The organism is Streptosporangium sp. NBC_01469 (genome assembly GCF_036227305.1).
GTDB lineage: Bacteria > Actinomycetota > Actinomycetes > Streptosporangiales > Streptosporangiaceae > Streptosporangium.
In genome coordinates this window covers 3834663-3852388 of sequence record NZ_CP109465.1, presented here as the reverse complement: position 1 = coordinate 3852388, position 17726 = coordinate 3834663, and the positions used below count along the sequence as shown (strand labels likewise).

Sequence of the window (17726 nt, the reverse complement as noted above, 5' to 3'; positions counted from 1 at the left end):
TACTGCCGCCACGCGTGGTGGCCGACCTGCTCGGGCAGGCCGGCCACCGATGGGCGGACGCACGGGATCGACGGTCTGGAGAACCTCTCAGCTCTCCGCTCTCACCAGGTCCGCGTCGTCCGAACCGGTCCCCGGCGCGGGCGCGGGGCGCAGCACCAGGAACGCCAGCGTGGCGGCGGCCAGCGTGAAGCCGACACCCACCCAGGAGCCGAACGACATGGCCGAGACGAACGCCTCGCGCGCGGTCCCGATCACCCCCGCGTCTCCCAGCCGCAGCGCCGCACCGATCGACTCGCGTGCGGCGGCCGGGGCGTCGGCGGGCATCGACGAGGTGTAGACCCCGGCCAGCACGCTGCCGAGCACGGCGATGCTCAGCGCCATGCCGACCTGCTGGACGGTGTCGTTGAGCGCCGACCCGACACCGGCGTGGGCGGGCGGCACCGCGCCCATCAGCGTCGCGTAGGCCGCGGGCCCCGCCAGGCCCCCGCCGACCCCCATGAGCATGAGGCCGGTGATCAGCAGGCCGTACCCGGTGTCGGCGGTCATGAAGGCGAGCACCCCGAAACCGCCGGCCATCACGGCGAGACCGACGGCGACCAGCACCCGGTTGCTGACCTTCTGCCCCAGAGCGGCGCCGACCCCGTTGAACAGCGCGGCGGCCACCGCGTACGGCAGCAGCGCGAGACCGGCCTGCATGGGGCCGTAGGCCAGCACGAACTGCAGGTACTGGGTGAGCATCAGCAGCAGCGCGCCCGTACCGAACGACATCAGCACGATCGAGAACGACGCCCCGCTGAAGTTCCGGTTGCGGAACAGTTCGAGCGGGAGCATCGGGTGGTCCGACCTGAGCTCCCAGATCACGAACGCCCCCAGCGCGACCACCGCCACCCCGGCGGCGGTCAGCGACTCCGCCGAGGTCCAGCCCGCGGCCGGCGCGGAGATGACCACGTAGACCAGGGCGCTCATGCCGGTTGTGGACAGCACCACTCCGATCGGGTCGAGCCTTCTCGCCGGACCGCGCGACTCGGGCATCAGCAGCGCCGCCGCGATCACGGCGACGGCCGCGACCGGCACGTTGAGCAGGAAGATCGATCCCCACCAGTAGTGTTCGAGCAGGAAGCCGCCCAGCGTCGGACCGGCGATCACGCCGACCATCGCCACCGCGCTCCACGCGGCGATCGCCTTGCGGCGCTCCTCCTCGTCGAAGACGGTGATCAGGATCGACAGGGTGCTCGGCATCAGGATGGAGCCGCCGACTCCCATCAGCGCGCGAGCGCCGATCAGGTGCCAGGGCTCGGTGACCAGCACGGCGAGCAGCGAGGCACCGCCGAACAGCACCAGGCCGATGATCAGGAAGCGCTTGCGGCCGTAGCGGTCGGACAGGCTGCCCGAGGTGAGCAGCAGCCCGGCGAAGACCAGGACGTAGGCGTCGATGATCCACTGGATGTCCGCCGGGCTGGCCCCCAGGTCGACCATGAGGGCGGGGATCGCCAGATTCAGGACGGTGTTGTCCACCACGAGGACCAGCAGGCTCAGGCAGAGCACTCCGAGGATCCACCAGCGCCTCGGATCGCGTTCGACTCGTACAGTGTTCGATTCCACTCGCACACTGTACGATAACCTCGAACAGCGTGCCACCGGATTTATGCTTGAACAGTGAAACAGCACTTCAGCTCCGTCTGGACGCGCGAGCAGCGCACCGCGAAGAGTCCTCTCCTCAGCCGCGCGCAGATCGTGCGCGCGGCGATGGAACTGCTCGACGCCGAGGGGCTGGACGCACTGAGCATGCGCCGCCTGGGCACCAAACTCGGCTCGGGGACGACCAGCGTCTACTGGCACGTGGCCAACAAGAACGAGCTGCTCGAGCTGGTCCTCGACGAGGTCTACGGCGAGTTCACCGTCCTGGACGTCCAGGAGACCACCTGGCGCAACGCCGCCTCCTCCTTCGCGTACGGCATCCGCCAGGCGCTCTTCAAACATCCCTGGGTCATGAGCTTCATCGGGACGACCCCCGCCATCGGCCCCAACGCGATGCGGATGATGAGCCGGCTCGTCGCCACCTTCGACCACGCCGGGTTCCGCGGCCTCGACCAGGACCACGCCGCCTCCACGCTCATGGCGTACGTGCTGGGGGTCACCGCGCCCGAACTCTCCTGGCGGGCCCTGCGCGAGGAGGCGGGCCTCGACTCCAACGAGCTGAACGCGGCCATCCAGCCGTCGCTGGAGAAGGCCGCGGCGGACTACCCCGACCTGGTCGCCCGCTACAAGGAGTACAGGTGCATGGACGTCGACACCGCGAGGGCGCTCAACTTCGAGTTCGGCCTGACCTGCTTCCTCGACGGCCTGGAGGCCCGCCTGAACCGCGCGGCCTCACCTCGGACGTCGCGGGTCCGCTCGCCCGCCGAGGACGACGGCGCCGCCTCGCGCTGACCCGGTGACCGTGAGCCGTCCCGGCCGCGCCGGGACGGCTCACGGTCACCGGAGGCCCCGCCTCAGATCTCCAGCCACCGCTGGATGCGGCGGAGCAGCTCCTGGGCGTCGACGGGCTTGGTGACGTAGTCGCTGGCCCCCGCGGACAGGGTCTTCTCCCGGTCTCCCTGCATGGCCTTGGCGGTCACCGCGATGATCGGCAGATCCGCGAAGTCGGCCATCTTGCGGATGGCGGCGGTCGCGGCGTAGCCGTCCATCTCCGGCATCATGATGTCCATCAGGACCAGGTCGATGTCCTCGTTGCGCGACAGGATCTCGATGCCCTTGCGGCCGTTCTCCGCGTAGAGGACCTGCATGCCGTGCAGCTCCAGGATGTTGGTCAGCGCGAAGACATTGCGGACGTCGTCGTCGATGACCAGGACCTTCCTGTCCATCAGCACCGCGTCCGCCTCCTCCACCGGCTGGGGCCGCTCGTCGGGGCTGGGCTGCACCAGGGGCAGCACGTCGCCGGGCTCCGGCGCCGACAGGTGCAGGGTGATGCGCTCGCGCAGCTCGTCGAGGCTGGGCAGGCGCTCCAGCGGCTGGGTGTTGGACCGTCCCTTGAGGAGGTTCTCCTGCGGCCGGGTGAGCGTGCGGGTGTGGTGGGCGAGCACCGGCAGCCCGCGCAGGACCGGGTCGTCGTCCAGCATGCGGAGGAAGTCGGCCGCCGCGTCCTGGCGCATGCCCAGGTCGAGCACGATGCAGTGGTGGTCGTCCGCCCCCAGGATCTCCAGCGCGGAGGCCGGGTCGTTCGCGGTCGACACCTGGACGGGACCGTGCGTCTCGGGCAGGTCGGCCACGACGCTCTCGGCCAGCTGCGAGAGCAGCCCGTTGGGCCGGGACTCCACGACGAGCAGGCGCCGCCCGTCGGCCCCCGGGAACCTCTCGTGGAGAGGTACGGGCGCCGGTGCGGGAAGTGCCTGGAGGACCGAGGCGGACGCGGCGCCGAGGCTCCTTCCGCTGTCCGCGCGGGAGGCGCCCGGGGTGAGGTCGGCGATCGGCAGGTAGAGGCTGAAAGTGCTGCCCGAGCCCAGGGCGCTGACCGCCCGGATCTCGCCGTTGAAGAGCGCGGCGATCTCGCGGCTGATGGACAGCCCCAGCCCGGTGCCGCCGTACTTGCGGCTGGTCGTGCCGTCGGCCTGCTGGAAGGCGTCGAAGATCTGGGAGAGGTTCTCCTCGGCGATGCCGATGCCGGTGTCGACGACCTGGAAGGCGAGCGCCTCCTGCCCGTACGCCCCCGGCAGGTTCATCATGCCCACCCGCTCGATGCGGAGCTCGACCGAGCCCCGCTCGGTGAACTTCACCGCGTTGGAGAGCAGGTTCCGCAGCACCTGCCTGAGCCGCTGCTCGTCCATGAGCAGCTCCTCGGGCACGTCGGGGGCGACCACGACGTCGAACCGCAGCCCCTTCTCCGTGGTCAGCGGGCGGAAGGTGGCCTCGACGTAGTCCAGGAGCTGCCGCAGCGGCAGCGGCTCCAGGCTGATGTTCATCTTGCCCGCCTCGATCTTCGACAGGTCGAGGATGTCGTTGATCAGCTGGAGCAGGTCGGTGCCCGCCGAGTGGATGACGTTGGCGTACTCCACCTGCTTGGCGGTGAGGTTGCGGGCCGGGTTCTGCGCCAGCAGCTGGGCCAGGATGAGCAGCGAGTTGAGCGGCGTGCGCAGCTCGTGGCTCATGTTGGCCAGGAACTCGCTCTTGTACTTGGAGGCGAGCGCGAGCTGCTTGGCCCGGTCCTCCAGCTCCTGCCGCGCCTGCTCGATCTCCCTGTTCTTCGTCTCGATGTCGTGGTTCTGCCGGACCAGCAGCTCCGCCTTCTCCTCCAGCTCGGCGTTGGAGCGCTGCAACTCCTCCTGCCCGACCTGCAGCTCGGTCGCGAGGCGCTGCGACTCGGTGAGCAGGGAGTCGGTACGGGCGTTGGCGACGATCGTGTTGACGTTGACGCCGATGGTCTCCACCAGCTGCTCCAGGAAGGCCCGGTGCACCTGGGTGAAGCGGTTGAGGCTGGCCAGCTCGATCACCCCGAGCACCTGGTCCTCGACGATGATCGGCAACACGATGAGGTTGACCGGACCGGCCGCTCCCAGGCTTGAGGAGATGGTGATGTATCCGGGGGCGATGTCCTCGACCAGGATGGACCGCTTGGCCACGGCGGCCTGTCCCACCAGGGAGTCCCCGAAGAAGTGGCGGCGGCCGGTCTCCCGGTGGCCGTAGCAGCCGACCACCCGCAGCTCGGAGCCGTCCGGTTTCTCCTCCGCGAGCAGGAACGTGCCGTGCTGGGCGGAGACCAGCGGGGCCAGCTCGTTCATCACCAGCTCGGCCACGACGGCGAGGTCGCGGTGGCCCTGCATCAACCCCGAGATGCGGGCCAGGTTCGACTTGAGCCAGTCCTGCTCCTGGTTGGCCAGGGTGGTCTCGCGCAGCGACTTCACCATGGAGTTGATGTTGTCCTTGAGCTCGGCCACCTCGCCCGAGGCGTCGACGGTGATCGAGCGGGTGAGGTCGCCGGAGGTCACCGCGCTCGTCACCTCGGCGATGGCCCGCACCTGGCGGGTGAGGTTTCCGGCCAGCTCGTTGACGTTCTCCGTCAGCCGCTTCCAGGTGCCGGACACGCCCTCGACCTCGGCCTGGCCGCCCAGCCGCCCCTCGCTGCCGACCTCGCGGGCCACCCGGGTGACCTCCGCGGCGAACGACGACAGCTGGTCGACCATCGTGTTGATCGTGGTCTTCAGCTCCAGGATCTCGCCCCGGGCGTCCACGTCGATCTTCTTGGTCAGGTCGCCCTGCGCGACCGCCGTGGTGACCTGGGCTATGTTGCGGACCTGGTTGGTCAGGTTGTTGGCCATCGAGTTGACGTTGTCGGTGAGGTCCTTCCACGTACCGGCCACGTTGGGCACGCGCGCCTGGCCGCCCAGCTCGCCCTCGGTGCCGACCTCGCGGGCCACCCGGGTCACCTCGTCGGCGAACGCGCTCAGCGTGTCGACCATCGTGTTGATGGTCTGGGCGAGCGCGGCGACCTCGCCCTTGGCCTCGACGGTGATCTTCTGCGACAGGTCGCCCCTGGCCACCGCCGTGGTGACCTGCGCGATGCTCCGCACCTGGCTGGTCAGGTTGTTGGCCATCGAGTTGACGTTGTCGGTGAGGTCCTTCCACGTGCCGGAGACCCCCCGCACGGTGGCCTGGCCACCGAGGTTGCCCTCGGTGCCGACCTCGCGCGCCACCCGCGTCACCTCGTCGGCGAAGGCCGAGAGCTGGTCGACCATCGTGTTGATGGTCTCCTTCAGCTCCATGATCTCGCCGCGGGCGTCGACCCGGATCTTCTGCGACAGGTCGCCCTTGGCGACGGCCGTGGTGACCTGCGCGATGCTGCGCACCTGGGCGGTGAGGTTGTCGGCCATCACGTTCACCGACTCGGTCAGCGCCTTCCAGGTGCCCGAGACGCCCTTGACGTCGGCCTGCCCGCCCAGCCTGCCGTCGGTGCCCACCTCACGCGCCACCCGGGTCACCTCGTCGGCGAACGACGACAGCTGGTCCACCATCGTGTTCAGCGTGTTCTTCAGCTCCAGGATCTCGCCCCGCGCCGAGACCGTGATCTTCTGCGACAGGTCGCCGCGGGCGACGGCGGTGGCCACCTGCGAGATGTTGCGCACCTGGTCGGTGAGGTTGCCGGCCATGTAGTTGACCGAGTCGGTGAGGTCACGCCAGGTGCCCGAGACGCCCTTGACGTCGGCCTGCCCGCCCAGCCTGCCGTCGGTGCCCACCTCACGCGCCACCCGGGTCACCTCGTCGGCGAACGACGACAGCTGGTCCACCATCGTGTTGATGGTGTTCTTCAGCTCCAGGATCTCGCCCCGGGCGTCCACGGTGATCTTCTGCGACAGGTCGCCCTTGGCGACGGCCGTGGTGACCTGCGCGATGCTGCGCACCTGGTCGGTGAGGTTGCCGGCCATGAAGTTGACCGAGTCGGTGAGGTCACGCCAGGTACCGGCGACGCCGGTCACCTCCGCCTGGCCGCCCAGCCTGCCGTCGGTGCCCACCTCACGCGCCACCCGGGTGACCTCGTCGGCGAACGACGACAGCTGGTCCACCATCGTGTTCAGCGTGTTCTTCAGCTCCAGGATCTCACCGCGCACGTCCACGGTGATCTTCTGCGACAGGTCGCCGGTGGCGACCGCGGTCGCCACCTGGGCGATGTCGCGCACCTGGTCGGTGAGGTTGCCCGCCATCGCGTTCACCGAGTCGGTGAGGTCCTTCCAGGTGCCGGAGACACCCGGCACCTCGGCCTGCCCGCCCAGCTGCCCCTCGGTGCCCACCTCGCGGGCCACCCGGGTCACCTCGGAGGTGAACAGCGACAGCTGGTCCACCATCCCGTTGAAAACGGTGGCGATCTCCTGCAGCAGCCCGTCGCCGTCCTCGGGCAGATGTGTGCCGAAGTCGCCGTCGCGCACCGCGGTCAGGCCGGCCAGGAGCTGGCGAAGATCCAGCTCCTCCACGCCCGAAGCGCCCTTCGTGGCCCTGCCCCGCACCGTGCCGGCGGTCTCAACCATGTCCACCATCGCGTCCCTCGGCCGTAAAAGGTGAAGTAATCCTAGGGTGATGAAACTGGAAAGAACCCCGCCGTCCTGAATATCATCCTGCGCGCCCGACGGCCATCCGACCTGGTGAGCGGCCTCCTTCGCTCGCTCTCCCACCCCGGAACGTCACGGGCCGTCACGGACCGACGGCACACGGATCCGCCGCCACACCGGAGGGCGGAGGTCTCCCCGTGCTCAGGCCGTCGGCGACGGCCGCCCGGCGGGCGCCGACAGGCCGACGAGCACCAGCCCGGTCATCACGACGGCGATTTTTGGGATTACTTGGGCGAGCCCCCGCTCTGGGACACCTCGGTGCCGGAGGGCGACGACGTGATCCTCGGCGAGATCCGGTACGGCGACTGGCCGGGCCGGACCTCCGCCGGGAAGAAGTAGCGCGCCGGCCCGGCTCCGTCACCGATTCTTCAAGGAGGTACCTGAGCATGCCGGACACCGATCCGACGACCAGCGGGCAGAAACCGAGATCGACCGCGTGGCAGACGGCGCTCACCCTGCTGCAGGAGGCCGGATCAGACGGATCAGAACGCCCGGAAGCCCTCGCGGACACCTTCGGCGGGTGATTATGCCGCCGTGTCCACTTTTCCATCACACTCTTCGGCAAGCGGTGAAAGCAGTCGGAAAGCAGGGAAAAAAGGGGGTATCCGGACGAGAAGCAGGTGGGAAACGGGCAGGAGCGAACAGGCTGTAAAGCAAAGCCCACTCGCGCTTACATGCTGATCGGATATTCTCGACAGGTGCTCCCTACTGTCGCCGACGTCCTCGCCCTGGACACCGTCCGCCGGGGCAACCCACGGGTCGTGGCGGGAGCGGACCGGCTGGACAGCCGGGTGCGCTGGGTGCACGTGGGCGAGGTGACCGACATCGCGCACCTGCTGCGCGGAGGCGAGCTCGTGCTCACCACCGGCATAGCCCTGCCCGACGATCCCGGCAAGCTCGCCGACTACATCGCCGAGCTCGTCGCCGTGGGCGCGTCGGGGCTGATCGTGGAGCTGGGCCGCAAGTTCATCGGGGAGCTGCCCGGCGCCGTGGTCCGCGCCGCCGAGGATCACGGTCTGCCGCTGATCACCCTGGCCAGGGAGACGCCGTTCGTGCAGATCACCGAGTCGGTGCACGCCCGGATCATCGACATCCAGCTGGAGGAGCTCCGCGCCTCCGAGCAACTGCACGAGGTCTTCACCGAGCTGTCGGTCGAGGGCGCCTCCCCCGCGGAGGTCCTCGGCCAGGTCGCCCGGCTGTCCGGACACCCCGCGCTGCTGGAGAACCTCGCCCACCAGGTGCTGGCCTGCGAGACCGCCGGCCGCGACACCGGCTCGCTGCTGGTGGGCTGGGAGACCCGCTCCCGCGCGGTGGCATCCGACCTGCGCACCGCCTACGACGCCGCCTCCGGCTGGCTGGTCACCATGGTCGGCGCGCGGGGCCAGGACTGGGGCCGCCTGATCATGCTCTGCGACACGGAGCCGGGACCGCGCGACATCGTGCTCGCCGAGCGCGCCGCGACCACCCTCGCCCTGGGCCGCCTGCTGGAGCGCCACCAGGAGTCACTGGAACGCCAGGCACACGGCACGATCATCACCGGAATCCTGACGCACGCGTACGCCGACCCCGAGGAGGCCGCGGCACGCGCCCGCGCGGTCGGTGTGTCGCTCACCGGCCGCAAGCTCATCAGCGTGGTACTCCGCCTGGCCGAGTCCACGGAGAAACCGCTGGAGGGCCAGGAACAGCTCGCCCAGCTCGGCGAGCTCGCGGACGCGGCCGCCGCCGCCTGCCGCGAGGCCCGCCTCCCCGCCCTCGTCGGCGCCCTGGACCAGAACCGGATCGGCGTCCTGCTTCCCCTGCCGCCGCGAGTCCTCCCCGAGTCCGCGCTGACCACGCTCGCCGACCGCCTGCGCGCGGCCTTCACGATCCCCTTCGTCCTCGCCGCCGGCTCCGTGGTCGAGTCGGTCCGCGATGTACGGAGGAGTTTCCTGGAGGCCGAGCAGGTCGCCGACGTGGCCGTCAGGCAGCCCGACGGCCGTGCCTTCTACCGGCTGCCCGACCTCCGCCTGAGGGGCCTGCTCCACCTTCTGCGCGACGACGCCCGGCTGCAGACCTTCGCCGAGCGCGAGCTCGGACCGCTGCTCGCCCACGACGCCCAGCGTGGCGGCGATCTCACCAGGATCCTGCGGGTCTATCTCGACGCGGGCCGCAACAAGGCCGTCGCCGCCCAGAGGGCCCACCTTTCCAGGCCCGCCTTCTACGATCGCCTCCGTAGGCTGGAGCGCGTTCTCGACACCGATCTGGACGATGTCGAATCCTGCCTCTCCCTCCACGTCGCCCTCCTGGCGCTGGAGTCCTTCCGGAGAGACAGCCCCCGTTCCTGAAAGGTCCCCATGCCCGAGATCTTCGTCCCCGAGACCGCCGATCTGGCCCGGATGGTCGTCGCCGCCGGGGCGTTCTCCGTGCCCACCGACGACGTACGGCTGTCACCCGGCGAGCTGGAGCCCCACCAGATCCTGGCGGGCACTCCGCGCGTCTCGTCGGTCGAGCTGTGGTCCTCGCCGGACGGCGGGCAGAGCCGGGGCATCTGGGAGATCACGCCGGGCACGGTCATCGATGTGGAACGTGACGAGATGTTCGTGGTCCTGTCCGGCCGCGCCACGCTGGAGGTCGACGGCGGCGCCACGCTGGAGCTCGTCCCCGGGTCGGTCTGCCTGCTCGCCGAGGGCGCCAAGACCGTCTGGATCGTCCACGAGACCCTGCGCAAGGTGTATCACTGCGTGGGCTGACGGAATCAGGGCGCGGGTCGCACGGAATCCGCATTCCGTACGGCCCGCAGGTGCTCGACCGTTTCCCACGGTCACCGGTTTCCGTGGTGACCGTGTCTCGCGGTCCGTCCTTCGGCGCGTCTCCGGGTCTGTCACGTGACGATTCCCGAAGTCATGCGGTGCCTCGAAGTCATGCGGCGACTTCTTCGAGCTCCCCGTGACTCCCGGGAATCTTCCGGACCTCCCCGGCCAACCGTGTCTGCCTGAATTGACGGTGTCTGAAGTGGGTGTCTGGACTAACCGTGTCTGTCGGACGCGGTGTCCATGCGGACGTGGTCGACGGGGTCATCGGCGCAGATGTGGAGATCCCAGCGGCGCGGACGCGTCAGGATCGCCCCGAGGATGACACCCAGGAGCACGCTTGCGATGATCACGATGAGAACGCTCAGCCCCATGACGGCTGCCTCTCGGAAAGTTGTGCCGCTTGATCTGAGGAAATGCGGCCTACCGCACCGTAGCGCCACTTTCTCGCCCACGTGACGAAACGCCCGGGGACTAATCCTTATTGACCAGGGGCATTGACCCGGCCGGGGTCTTCACGGGCATGTGAATTTCCCTCGGCCTCTTCCCGTCCGTCCGATGGCCGCGCGTGAGTAACAACACTTTCTCGGGATGTTTCGCGCGTTTCGCTCCCCTTGACTCGTAGATCTCGGCACGATGGTGCACGAAGTCGGAGACCAACGGGGAGAGATGCACATGTCGCGACACCTTGTCGCCGGATTGACGGCCTTGACACTCACTGCCACCGTGGCGATTCCCGCCGAGGCGGAGCAGGTGGGTTCGGGGTTTCCCTCCTCCGCGTTCCCTCTGGGCGTGAGCATGGCGCCGGTGAAGAACCAGCAGAGCGTGGCGCCAGGAATTACCCTTTTTAGTGTGAAACACGGCAAATCCACCCAAGGATGGACAGTTTCCGCTCTTATGCCCAACGGGCATGATGCCGGTTCCCTTGTCACGGCGCAGACGGTCGCCCAGGCGGTGGAAGCCGCGGGATTCACCCCCGAGATTCTGAAAGTCGTGCAGCCCGCCGCCGCGGACGCTCCCTCCGTGGAGCGTTACATGGTCCGGACCGGCCTGTGGTCGTTCGGCCAGCGGGCCAAGGCCGACAAGGTTGTGAAGGAACTCAAGGAGCTCGACGTCCGGGCCAAGACCGACTATCTCGGTGACGACGGCACCGAGACCACCGGCCCCTGGGACATGCGCGTGCTGATGGTGGACCCGAAGGCGTTCAGGGGATCCTTCAAGACGAGCATCGGCAAGAGTGTGGCCAAGCGCGAGAGCACCAGCTCGATGTCGAAGCTGACCGGCGCCATCGCCGGGGTCAACGGTGGCTTCTTCAACATCCACACGGCCAAGGCGCTCCAGGGCGACCCGGTCGGCGTGTCCGTCGTGGGCGGCAGGCTCCTCAGCGAGGCCGTGCCGGGCCGTAGCGGCCTCGTCATCACCCAGGGCCGCAAGGCGCGGATCACCGAGCTGAAGACCACGGTCACCGCGATCTCCTCCGATGGGACGAAGACCGAGGTCAACGGCATCAACCGGGCCGCCGGCACCGACGAGCTCGTCCTCTACACCGAGGAGTTCGGCGGCAAGACGGCCGCCGACGGCGGCATCGAGGTCGTCGTCGACGCCGCCCAGGGCAAGGTCATCAAGGTCCGCCAGGCCGGCGGCATCGTCGCCCGGGGCACCTACCTGCTCCACGGCACCGGCCTCATGGCCGTCTGGCTCCAGGAACACGGTCAGGGAACCTGGATGAAGGTAGACAACAAGGTCATCGACCTGCGTACCCAGCAGGCCATACCGCTCACCCCGGAGACACACGTCATGGGCGGCGGGGTCGGGCTGGTCAGGAACGGCCGGGTACGCATCACCGCGGCGGCCGACGGACACGCCTCGATCAACATGATGCTCCGGCGCCACCCGCGCACGATGGTCGGTATCGACAAGTCGGGCGGGCTGATCCTGGCCACGGTCGACGGGCGCAACCCGGGCGTCACCGTGGGCGCCTCGATGGTGGAGGCGGCCCAGCTGATGCGGTGGCTGGGAGCCAAGCAGGCCATCAACTTCGACGGCGGCGGCTCCAGCGTGATGGTCGTCGGCCACAAGGCCGTGAACCGGCCCTCGGACGGCGCGGAGCGAACCGTGGGTGACGGCCTCTTCATCACGCCCTGACGAGCGATGACTCAGGTGACTTGACGGAGAGGCCCCGGCCCGGGAGGGCCGGGGCCTCTCCGTTGTCCGGACTCTCGTTCGTCGGTGGTCCTCGTTTCCGAGGGTCACCTTTCCTCGGATCGCTCTTCCTGTTCCGAGGGCTGCTTCTTACGGGATCCGGCGTGAACCCGGGGAGGCCCGACCGCAGGAAAGACCCGTAAGCAGGGCATGAACAGGTCGGGAGTGGCCAGGGCCCGCGGAAGAGCCGCGAGCCGGAAAAGACTCGGGAAAGCACGAAGGCCCCCACCAATGGTGGGGGCCTTCGTAAAAGATTGTCCGGCGGTGACCTACTCTCCCACACCGTCCCCGGTGCAGTACCATCGGCGCTGAAGAGCTTAACTTCCGGGTTCGGAATGTAACCGGGTGTTTCCCCTTCGCCATAACCGCCGTAACCCTATGAAACACACAAACCATTGTTTGTTGTCTCAGAATTGCGTAGTGGACGCGAGCAAGACCTTGGTCTGGCGCTGCTCCGGACCCGGCGAAGGGACAGAGCGCTGCACAGACCAAGCATGTTGCTTTGTGGTCAAGTCCTCGGCCTATTAGTACTGGTCAGCTCCACACATTACTGCGCTTCCACTTCCAGCCTATCAACCCGGTCGTCTACCGGGAGCCTTACCCACTCTCATGGTGGGAGACCTCATCTCAAGGCGAGCTTCCCGCTTAGATGCTTTCAGCGGTTATCCCTTCCGAACGTAGCCAACCAGCCGTGCTCCTGGCGGAACAACTGGCACACCAGAGGTTCGTCCGTCCCGGTCCTCTCGTACTAGGGACAGCTCCTTTCAAGTCTCCTGCGCGCGCAGCGGATAGGGACCGAACTGTCTCGCGACGTTCTAAACCCAGCTCGCGTACCGCTTTAATGGGCGAACAGCCCAACCCTTGGGACCTACTCCAGCCCCAGGATGCGACGAGCCGACATCGAGGTGCCAAACCATCCCGTCGATATGGACTCTTGGGGAAGATCAGCCTGTTATCCCCGGGGTACCTTTTAGCCGTTGAGCGACGGCGCTTCCACATGCCACCGCCGGATCACTAGTCCCAGCTTTCGCTCCTGCTCGACCCGTCGGTCTCACAGTCAAGCTCCCTTGTGCACTTACACTCGACACCTGATTGCCAACCAGGCTGAGGGAACCTTTGGGCGCCTCCGTTACTCTTTAGGAGGCAACCGCCCCAGTTAAACTACCCACCAGACACTGTCCCTGATCCGGATCACGGACCGAAGTTAGACGTTCAAAACGACCAGAGTGGTATTTCACCAATGACTCCACCACCACTAGCGTGATAGCTTCACCGTCTCCCACCTATCCTACACAAGACGTTCCAAACGCCAATGTCAAGCTATAGTGAAGGTCCCGGGGTCTTTCCGTCCTGCTGCGCGTAACGAGCATCTTTACTCGTAGTGCAATTTCGCCGGGTCTGCGGTTGAGACAGCGGGGAAGTCGTTACGCCATTCGTGCAGGTCGGAACTTACCCGACAAGGAATTTCGCTACCTTAGGATGGTTATAGTTACCACCGCCGTTTACTGGCGCTTAAGTTCTCAGCTTCGCACACCAAAGTGCACTAACCGGTCCCCTTAACGTTCCAGCACCGGGCAGGCGTCAGTCCGTATACATCGTCTTACGACTTCGCACGGACCTGTGTTTTTAGTAAACAGTCGCTTCCCCCGGCCTCTGCGACCCCCACCAGCTCAGAGCGCGAAGCTCATCACCAGCGAAGGCCCCCCTTCTCCCGAAGTTACGGGGGCAATTTGCCGAGTTCCTTAACCACAGTTCACCCGATCGCCTTAGTATTCTCTACCTGACCACCTGAGTCGGTTTAGGGTACGGGCCGCCACGACACTCACTAGAGGCTTTTCTCGGCAGCATAGGATCACCCACTTCGCCACAATCGGCTCGGCATCACATCTCAGACTTAATGCGCTGCGGATTTGCCTACAACGCGTCCTACATGCTTACCCCAGGACTACCATCGCCTGGGCTGGGCTACCTTCCTGCGTCACCCCATCGCTTACCTACTACCAGTTCAGGCCAGGCGTTCACCCTCACCCCAAGCCCGAAGGCTCAAGGGGGTTAAGGACCCTTAGTATCACTGGATTCAGTATTGGCGCATCGTAGCGGGTACGGGAATATCAACCCGTTGTCCATCGACTACGCCTGTCGGCCTCGCCTTAGGTCCCGACTTACCCTGGGCGGATTAGCCTGCCCCAGGAACCCTTGGTCATCCGGCGCAGAAGTTTCTCACTTCTGATTCGCTACTCATGCCTGCATTCTCACTCGCACAGCCTCCACAGCTGGATCACTCCGCTGCTTCCCCGGCCGCACGACGCTCCCCTACCCATCCACACACCTAAACCACAAAGGCTCGGTACATGTGTGAATGCCACGACTTCGGCGGTGTACTTGAGCCCCGCTACATTGTCGGCGCAGAATCACTTGACCAGTGAGCTATTACGCACTCTTTCAAGGGTGGCTGCTTCTAAGCCAACCTCCTGGTTGTCACTGCGACTCCACATCCTTTCCCACTTAGCACACGCTTAGGGGCCTTAGTCGGTGGTCTGGGCTGTTTCCCTCTCGACTACGGAGCTTATCCCCCGCAGTCTCACTGCTACGCTCTCACTTACCGGCATTCGGAGTTTGGCTGACGTCAGTAACCTTGTCGGGCCCATTAGCCATCCAGTGCTCTACCTCCGGCAAGAAACACGTAACGCTGCACCTAAATGCATTTCGGGGAGAACCAGCTATCACGGAGTTTGATTGGCCTTTCACCCCTAAACACAGGTCATCCCCCAGGTTTTCAACCCTGGTGGGTTCGGTCCTCCACGCGGTCTTACCCGCGCTTCAACCTGCCCATGCCTAGATCACTCCGCTTCGGGTCTACAGCATGCGACTCAAACGCCCTATTCAGACTCGCTTTCGCTACGGCTCCCCCACACGGGTTAACCTCGCCACACACCATAACTCGCAGGCTCATTCTTCAAAAGGCACGCAGTCACATCACAAACAAGGCGAACCTCGTTTACGCTCCTACGGCTTGTAGGCACACGGTTTCAGGTACTATTTCACGACCCCTCACCGGGGCGCTTTTCACCTTTCCCTCACGGTACTTGTTCACTATCGGTCATCAGGGAGTATTTAGGCTTACCAGGTGGTCCTGGCAGATTCACACAGGATTTCTCGGGCCCCGTGCTACTTGGGATCCCCTCAAACAGTCCAACCAATTTCGCCTACCCGACTCTCACGGTCTACGGCGCAACTTCCCAGAAGCTTCGACTATCGGAAGGATTTCTAACTGTCTGGAGAAACGGCAGTTCCTCCCAGAGGGTCCCACAACCCCGCAAACGCAACGCCTGCCGGCTATCACACGCCTACGGTTTAGCCTGATCCGCTTTCGCTCACCACTACTCACGGAATCACTATTTGTTTTCTCTTCCTACGGGTACTGAGATGTTTCACTTCCCCGCGTTACCACCAACCGCCCTATACATTCAGGCGGAGGCAACACCACATGACTGGTGCTAGGTTTCCCCATTCGGACATCCCCGGATCAAAGTCTGGTTGGCGACTCCCCGGGGCTTAACGCAGCCTCCCACGTCCTTCATCGGCTCCTGATGCCAAGGCATCCACCGTGTGCCCTAAAAAACTTGGCCACAAAGATGCTCGCGTCCACTATGCAAATCTCAAACAACAAACAGCGACCAAACCCACCCCGCCACCAACACCCACCACCACACACAAAACATGCGCAGCTGTGAACTGGTCTGACAGGAGGTCGGCCCCGCACGAGGCAAAACAGACACCCACCCCGAACCCGGGGCAGGCACCAGGGCCACCACCAACCGGCAGCAGCCCCGAACATGGTCCGTTTCCTCAGGACCCAACAGTGTGTTCGAACCAGCCCAACCCCTGAAACCGTCGTTCCCACTCCCTCCGAAGAGGGCGGTACTAGCCGGCCAGCGACCAAGCCGATCCGAGTAGCCAGTGCTCCACTAATGAGCGTGTCACGCAGGGAACATTCGCCCCTGACCGCGACATAGACCCATCCCACCCAGCCAAGCTGGACGGAAGTGAGCCGGTGCTCCTTAGAAAGGAGGTGATCCAGCCGCACCTTCCGGTACGGCTACCTTGTTACGACTTCGTCCCAATCGCCAGCCCCACCTTCGACCGCTCCCCCCAGACAAGCTGGTTGGGCCACGGGCTTCGGGTGTTGCCGACTTTCGTGACGTGACGGGCGGTGTGTACAAGGCCCGGGAACGTATTCACCGCAGCGTTGCTGATCTGCGATTACTAGCGACTCCGACTTCATGGGGTCGAGTTGCAGACCCCAATCCGAACTGAGACCGGCTTTTAGGGATTCGCTCCACCTTGCGGTATCGCAACCCTCTGTACCGGCCATTGTAGCATGTTTGCAGCCCAAGACATAAGGGGCATGATGACTTGACGTCATCCCCACCTTCCTCCGAGTTGACCCCGGCAGTCTCCAATGAGTCCCCACCACCCCCGAAGGAGCGTGCTGGCAACATTGAACAAGGGTTGCGCTCGTTGCGGGACTTAACCCAACATCTCACGACACGAGCTGACGACAGCCATGCACCACCTGTCACCCAGTCCGAAGAGGCACCCATCTCTGAGTGTTTCCGGGCGATGTCAAGCCTTGGTAAGGTTCTTCGCGTTGCGTCGAATTAAGCAACATGCTCCGCCGCTTGTGCGGGCCCCCGTCAATTCCTTTGAGTTTTAGCCTTGCGGCCGTACTCCCCAGGCGGGGCGCTTAATGCGTTAGCTACGGCGCGGAAACCGTGGAAGGTCCCCACACCTAGCGCCCAACGTTTACAGCGTGGACTACCAGGGTATCTAATCCTGTTCGCTCCCCACGCTTTCGCTCCTCAGCGTCAGGTAAGGCCCAGAGAACCGCCTTCGCCACCGGTGTTCCTCCTGATATCTGCGCATTTCACCGCTACACCAGGAATTCCGTTCTCCCCTACCTACCTCTAGCCAGCCCGTATCGAATGCAGACCTGGAGTTAAGCCCCAAGCTTTCACACCCGACGTGACAAGCCACCTACGAGCTCTTTACGCCCAATAATTCCGGACAACGCTTGCGCCCTACGTATTACCGCGGCTGCTGGCACGTAGTTAGCCGGCGCTTCTTCTGCAGGTACACGTCAACTTCGTCCCTGCTGAAAGAGGTTTACAACCCGAAGGCCGTCATCCCCCACGCGGCGTCGCTGCGTCAGGCTTTCGCCCATTGCGCAATATTCCCCACTGCTGCCTCCCGTAGGAGTCTGGGCCGTGTCTCAGTCCCAGTGTGGCCGGTCGCCCTCTCAGGCCGGCTACCCGTCGTCGCCTTGGTAGGCCATTACCCCACCAACAAGCTGATAGGCCGCGAGTCCATCCCCAACCGAAAAACTTTCCACACACCAACGATGCCGTCATGTGTCATATCCGGTATTAGACCCAGTTTCCCGGGCTTATCCCAGAGTCAGGGGCAGGTTACTCACGTGTTACTCACCCGTTCGCCGCTCGAGTACCCCGAAGGGCCTTTCCGCTCGACTTGCATGTGTTAAGCACGCCGCCAGCGTTCGTCCTGAGCCAGGATCAAACTCTCCAAACAATGTCTGAACAGTCCTTACCCAGCTGAAAGCACCCACCACACATGGTGGATG

8 protein-coding genes and 3 rRNA genes are annotated in these 17726 nt (G+C 65.4%); 5 read left to right on the top strand and 6 right to left on the bottom strand.

The window, feature by feature from the left end; genetic code table 11:
• Positions 1–87: 87 nt before the first annotated feature.
• A complete protein-coding gene (locus OG587_RS17320) occupies positions 88–1602 on the bottom strand; it encodes an MFS transporter (protein ID WP_329091510.1) in 1515 nt (504 codons plus the stop codon).
• Positions 1603–1656: 54 nt separating this feature from the next.
• On the opposite strand from OG587_RS17320, the gene OG587_RS17315 reads away from it, so the two are divergent.
• A complete protein-coding gene (locus OG587_RS17315; protein WP_329091508.1) occupies positions 1657–2430 on the top strand; it encodes a TetR/AcrR family transcriptional regulator in 774 nt (257 codons plus the stop codon).
• Positions 2431–2492: 62 nt separating this feature from the next.
• Here OG587_RS17315 and OG587_RS17310 read toward each other — a convergent pair whose 3' ends face one another.
• Positions 2493–7013, bottom strand: coding sequence for a hybrid sensor histidine kinase/response regulator (locus tag OG587_RS17310; protein ID WP_329091506.1), 4521 nt, complete (start codon positions 7011–7013; stop codon positions 2493–2495).
• A gap of 467 nt (positions 7014–7480) precedes the next feature.
• On the opposite strand from OG587_RS17310, the gene OG587_RS17305 reads away from it, so the two are divergent.
• The 3 genes from OG587_RS17305 to OG587_RS17295 all read left to right on the top strand — a co-directional run bounded on the left by OG587_RS17305 (position 7481) and on the right by OG587_RS17295 (position 9823).
• On the top strand, positions 7481–7618 hold the full coding sequence (locus OG587_RS17305; protein WP_329091504.1) for a hypothetical protein: 138 nt from the start codon (positions 7481–7483) through the stop codon (positions 7616–7618).
• A 174-nt stretch (positions 7619–7792) separates the two neighbouring features.
• On the top strand, positions 7793–9418 hold the full coding sequence (locus tag OG587_RS17300) for a PucR family transcriptional regulator (protein ID WP_329091502.1): 1626 nt from the start codon (positions 7793–7795) through the stop codon (positions 9416–9418).
• Between the two features lie 9 nt (positions 9419–9427).
• Entirely contained in the window at positions 9428–9823 is a 396-nt protein-coding gene (locus OG587_RS17295; RefSeq protein WP_329091500.1) for a cupin domain-containing protein, read from the top strand.
• Positions 9824–10098: 275 nt separating this feature from the next.
• Here OG587_RS17295 and OG587_RS17290 read toward each other — a convergent pair whose 3' ends face one another.
• On the bottom strand, positions 10099–10236 hold the full coding sequence (locus OG587_RS17290) for a hypothetical protein (protein ID WP_329091498.1): 138 nt from the start codon (positions 10234–10236) through the stop codon (positions 10099–10101).
• A 544-nt stretch (positions 10237–10780) separates the two neighbouring features.
• On the opposite strand from OG587_RS17290, the gene OG587_RS17285 reads away from it, so the two are divergent.
• A complete protein-coding gene (locus tag OG587_RS17285; RefSeq protein ID WP_329091496.1) occupies positions 10781–12028 on the top strand; it encodes a phosphodiester glycosidase family protein in 1248 nt (415 codons plus the stop codon).
• A 313-nt stretch (positions 12029–12341) separates the two neighbouring features.
• Here OG587_RS17285 and rrf read toward each other — a convergent pair.
• From rrf to OG587_RS17270, 3 genes are all read right to left on the bottom strand, one after another.
• A 5S ribosomal RNA gene (gene rrf, locus OG587_RS17280) occupies positions 12342–12458 on the bottom strand.
• Between the two features lie 131 nt (positions 12459–12589).
• A 23S ribosomal RNA gene (locus OG587_RS17275) occupies positions 12590–15714 on the bottom strand.
• 436 nt (positions 15715–16150) lie between these two features.
• A 16S ribosomal RNA gene (locus OG587_RS17270) occupies positions 16151–17674 on the bottom strand.
• The 16S, 23S and 5S rRNA genes sit together here, the layout of an rRNA operon.
• Positions 17675–17726: the final 52 nt, after the last annotated feature.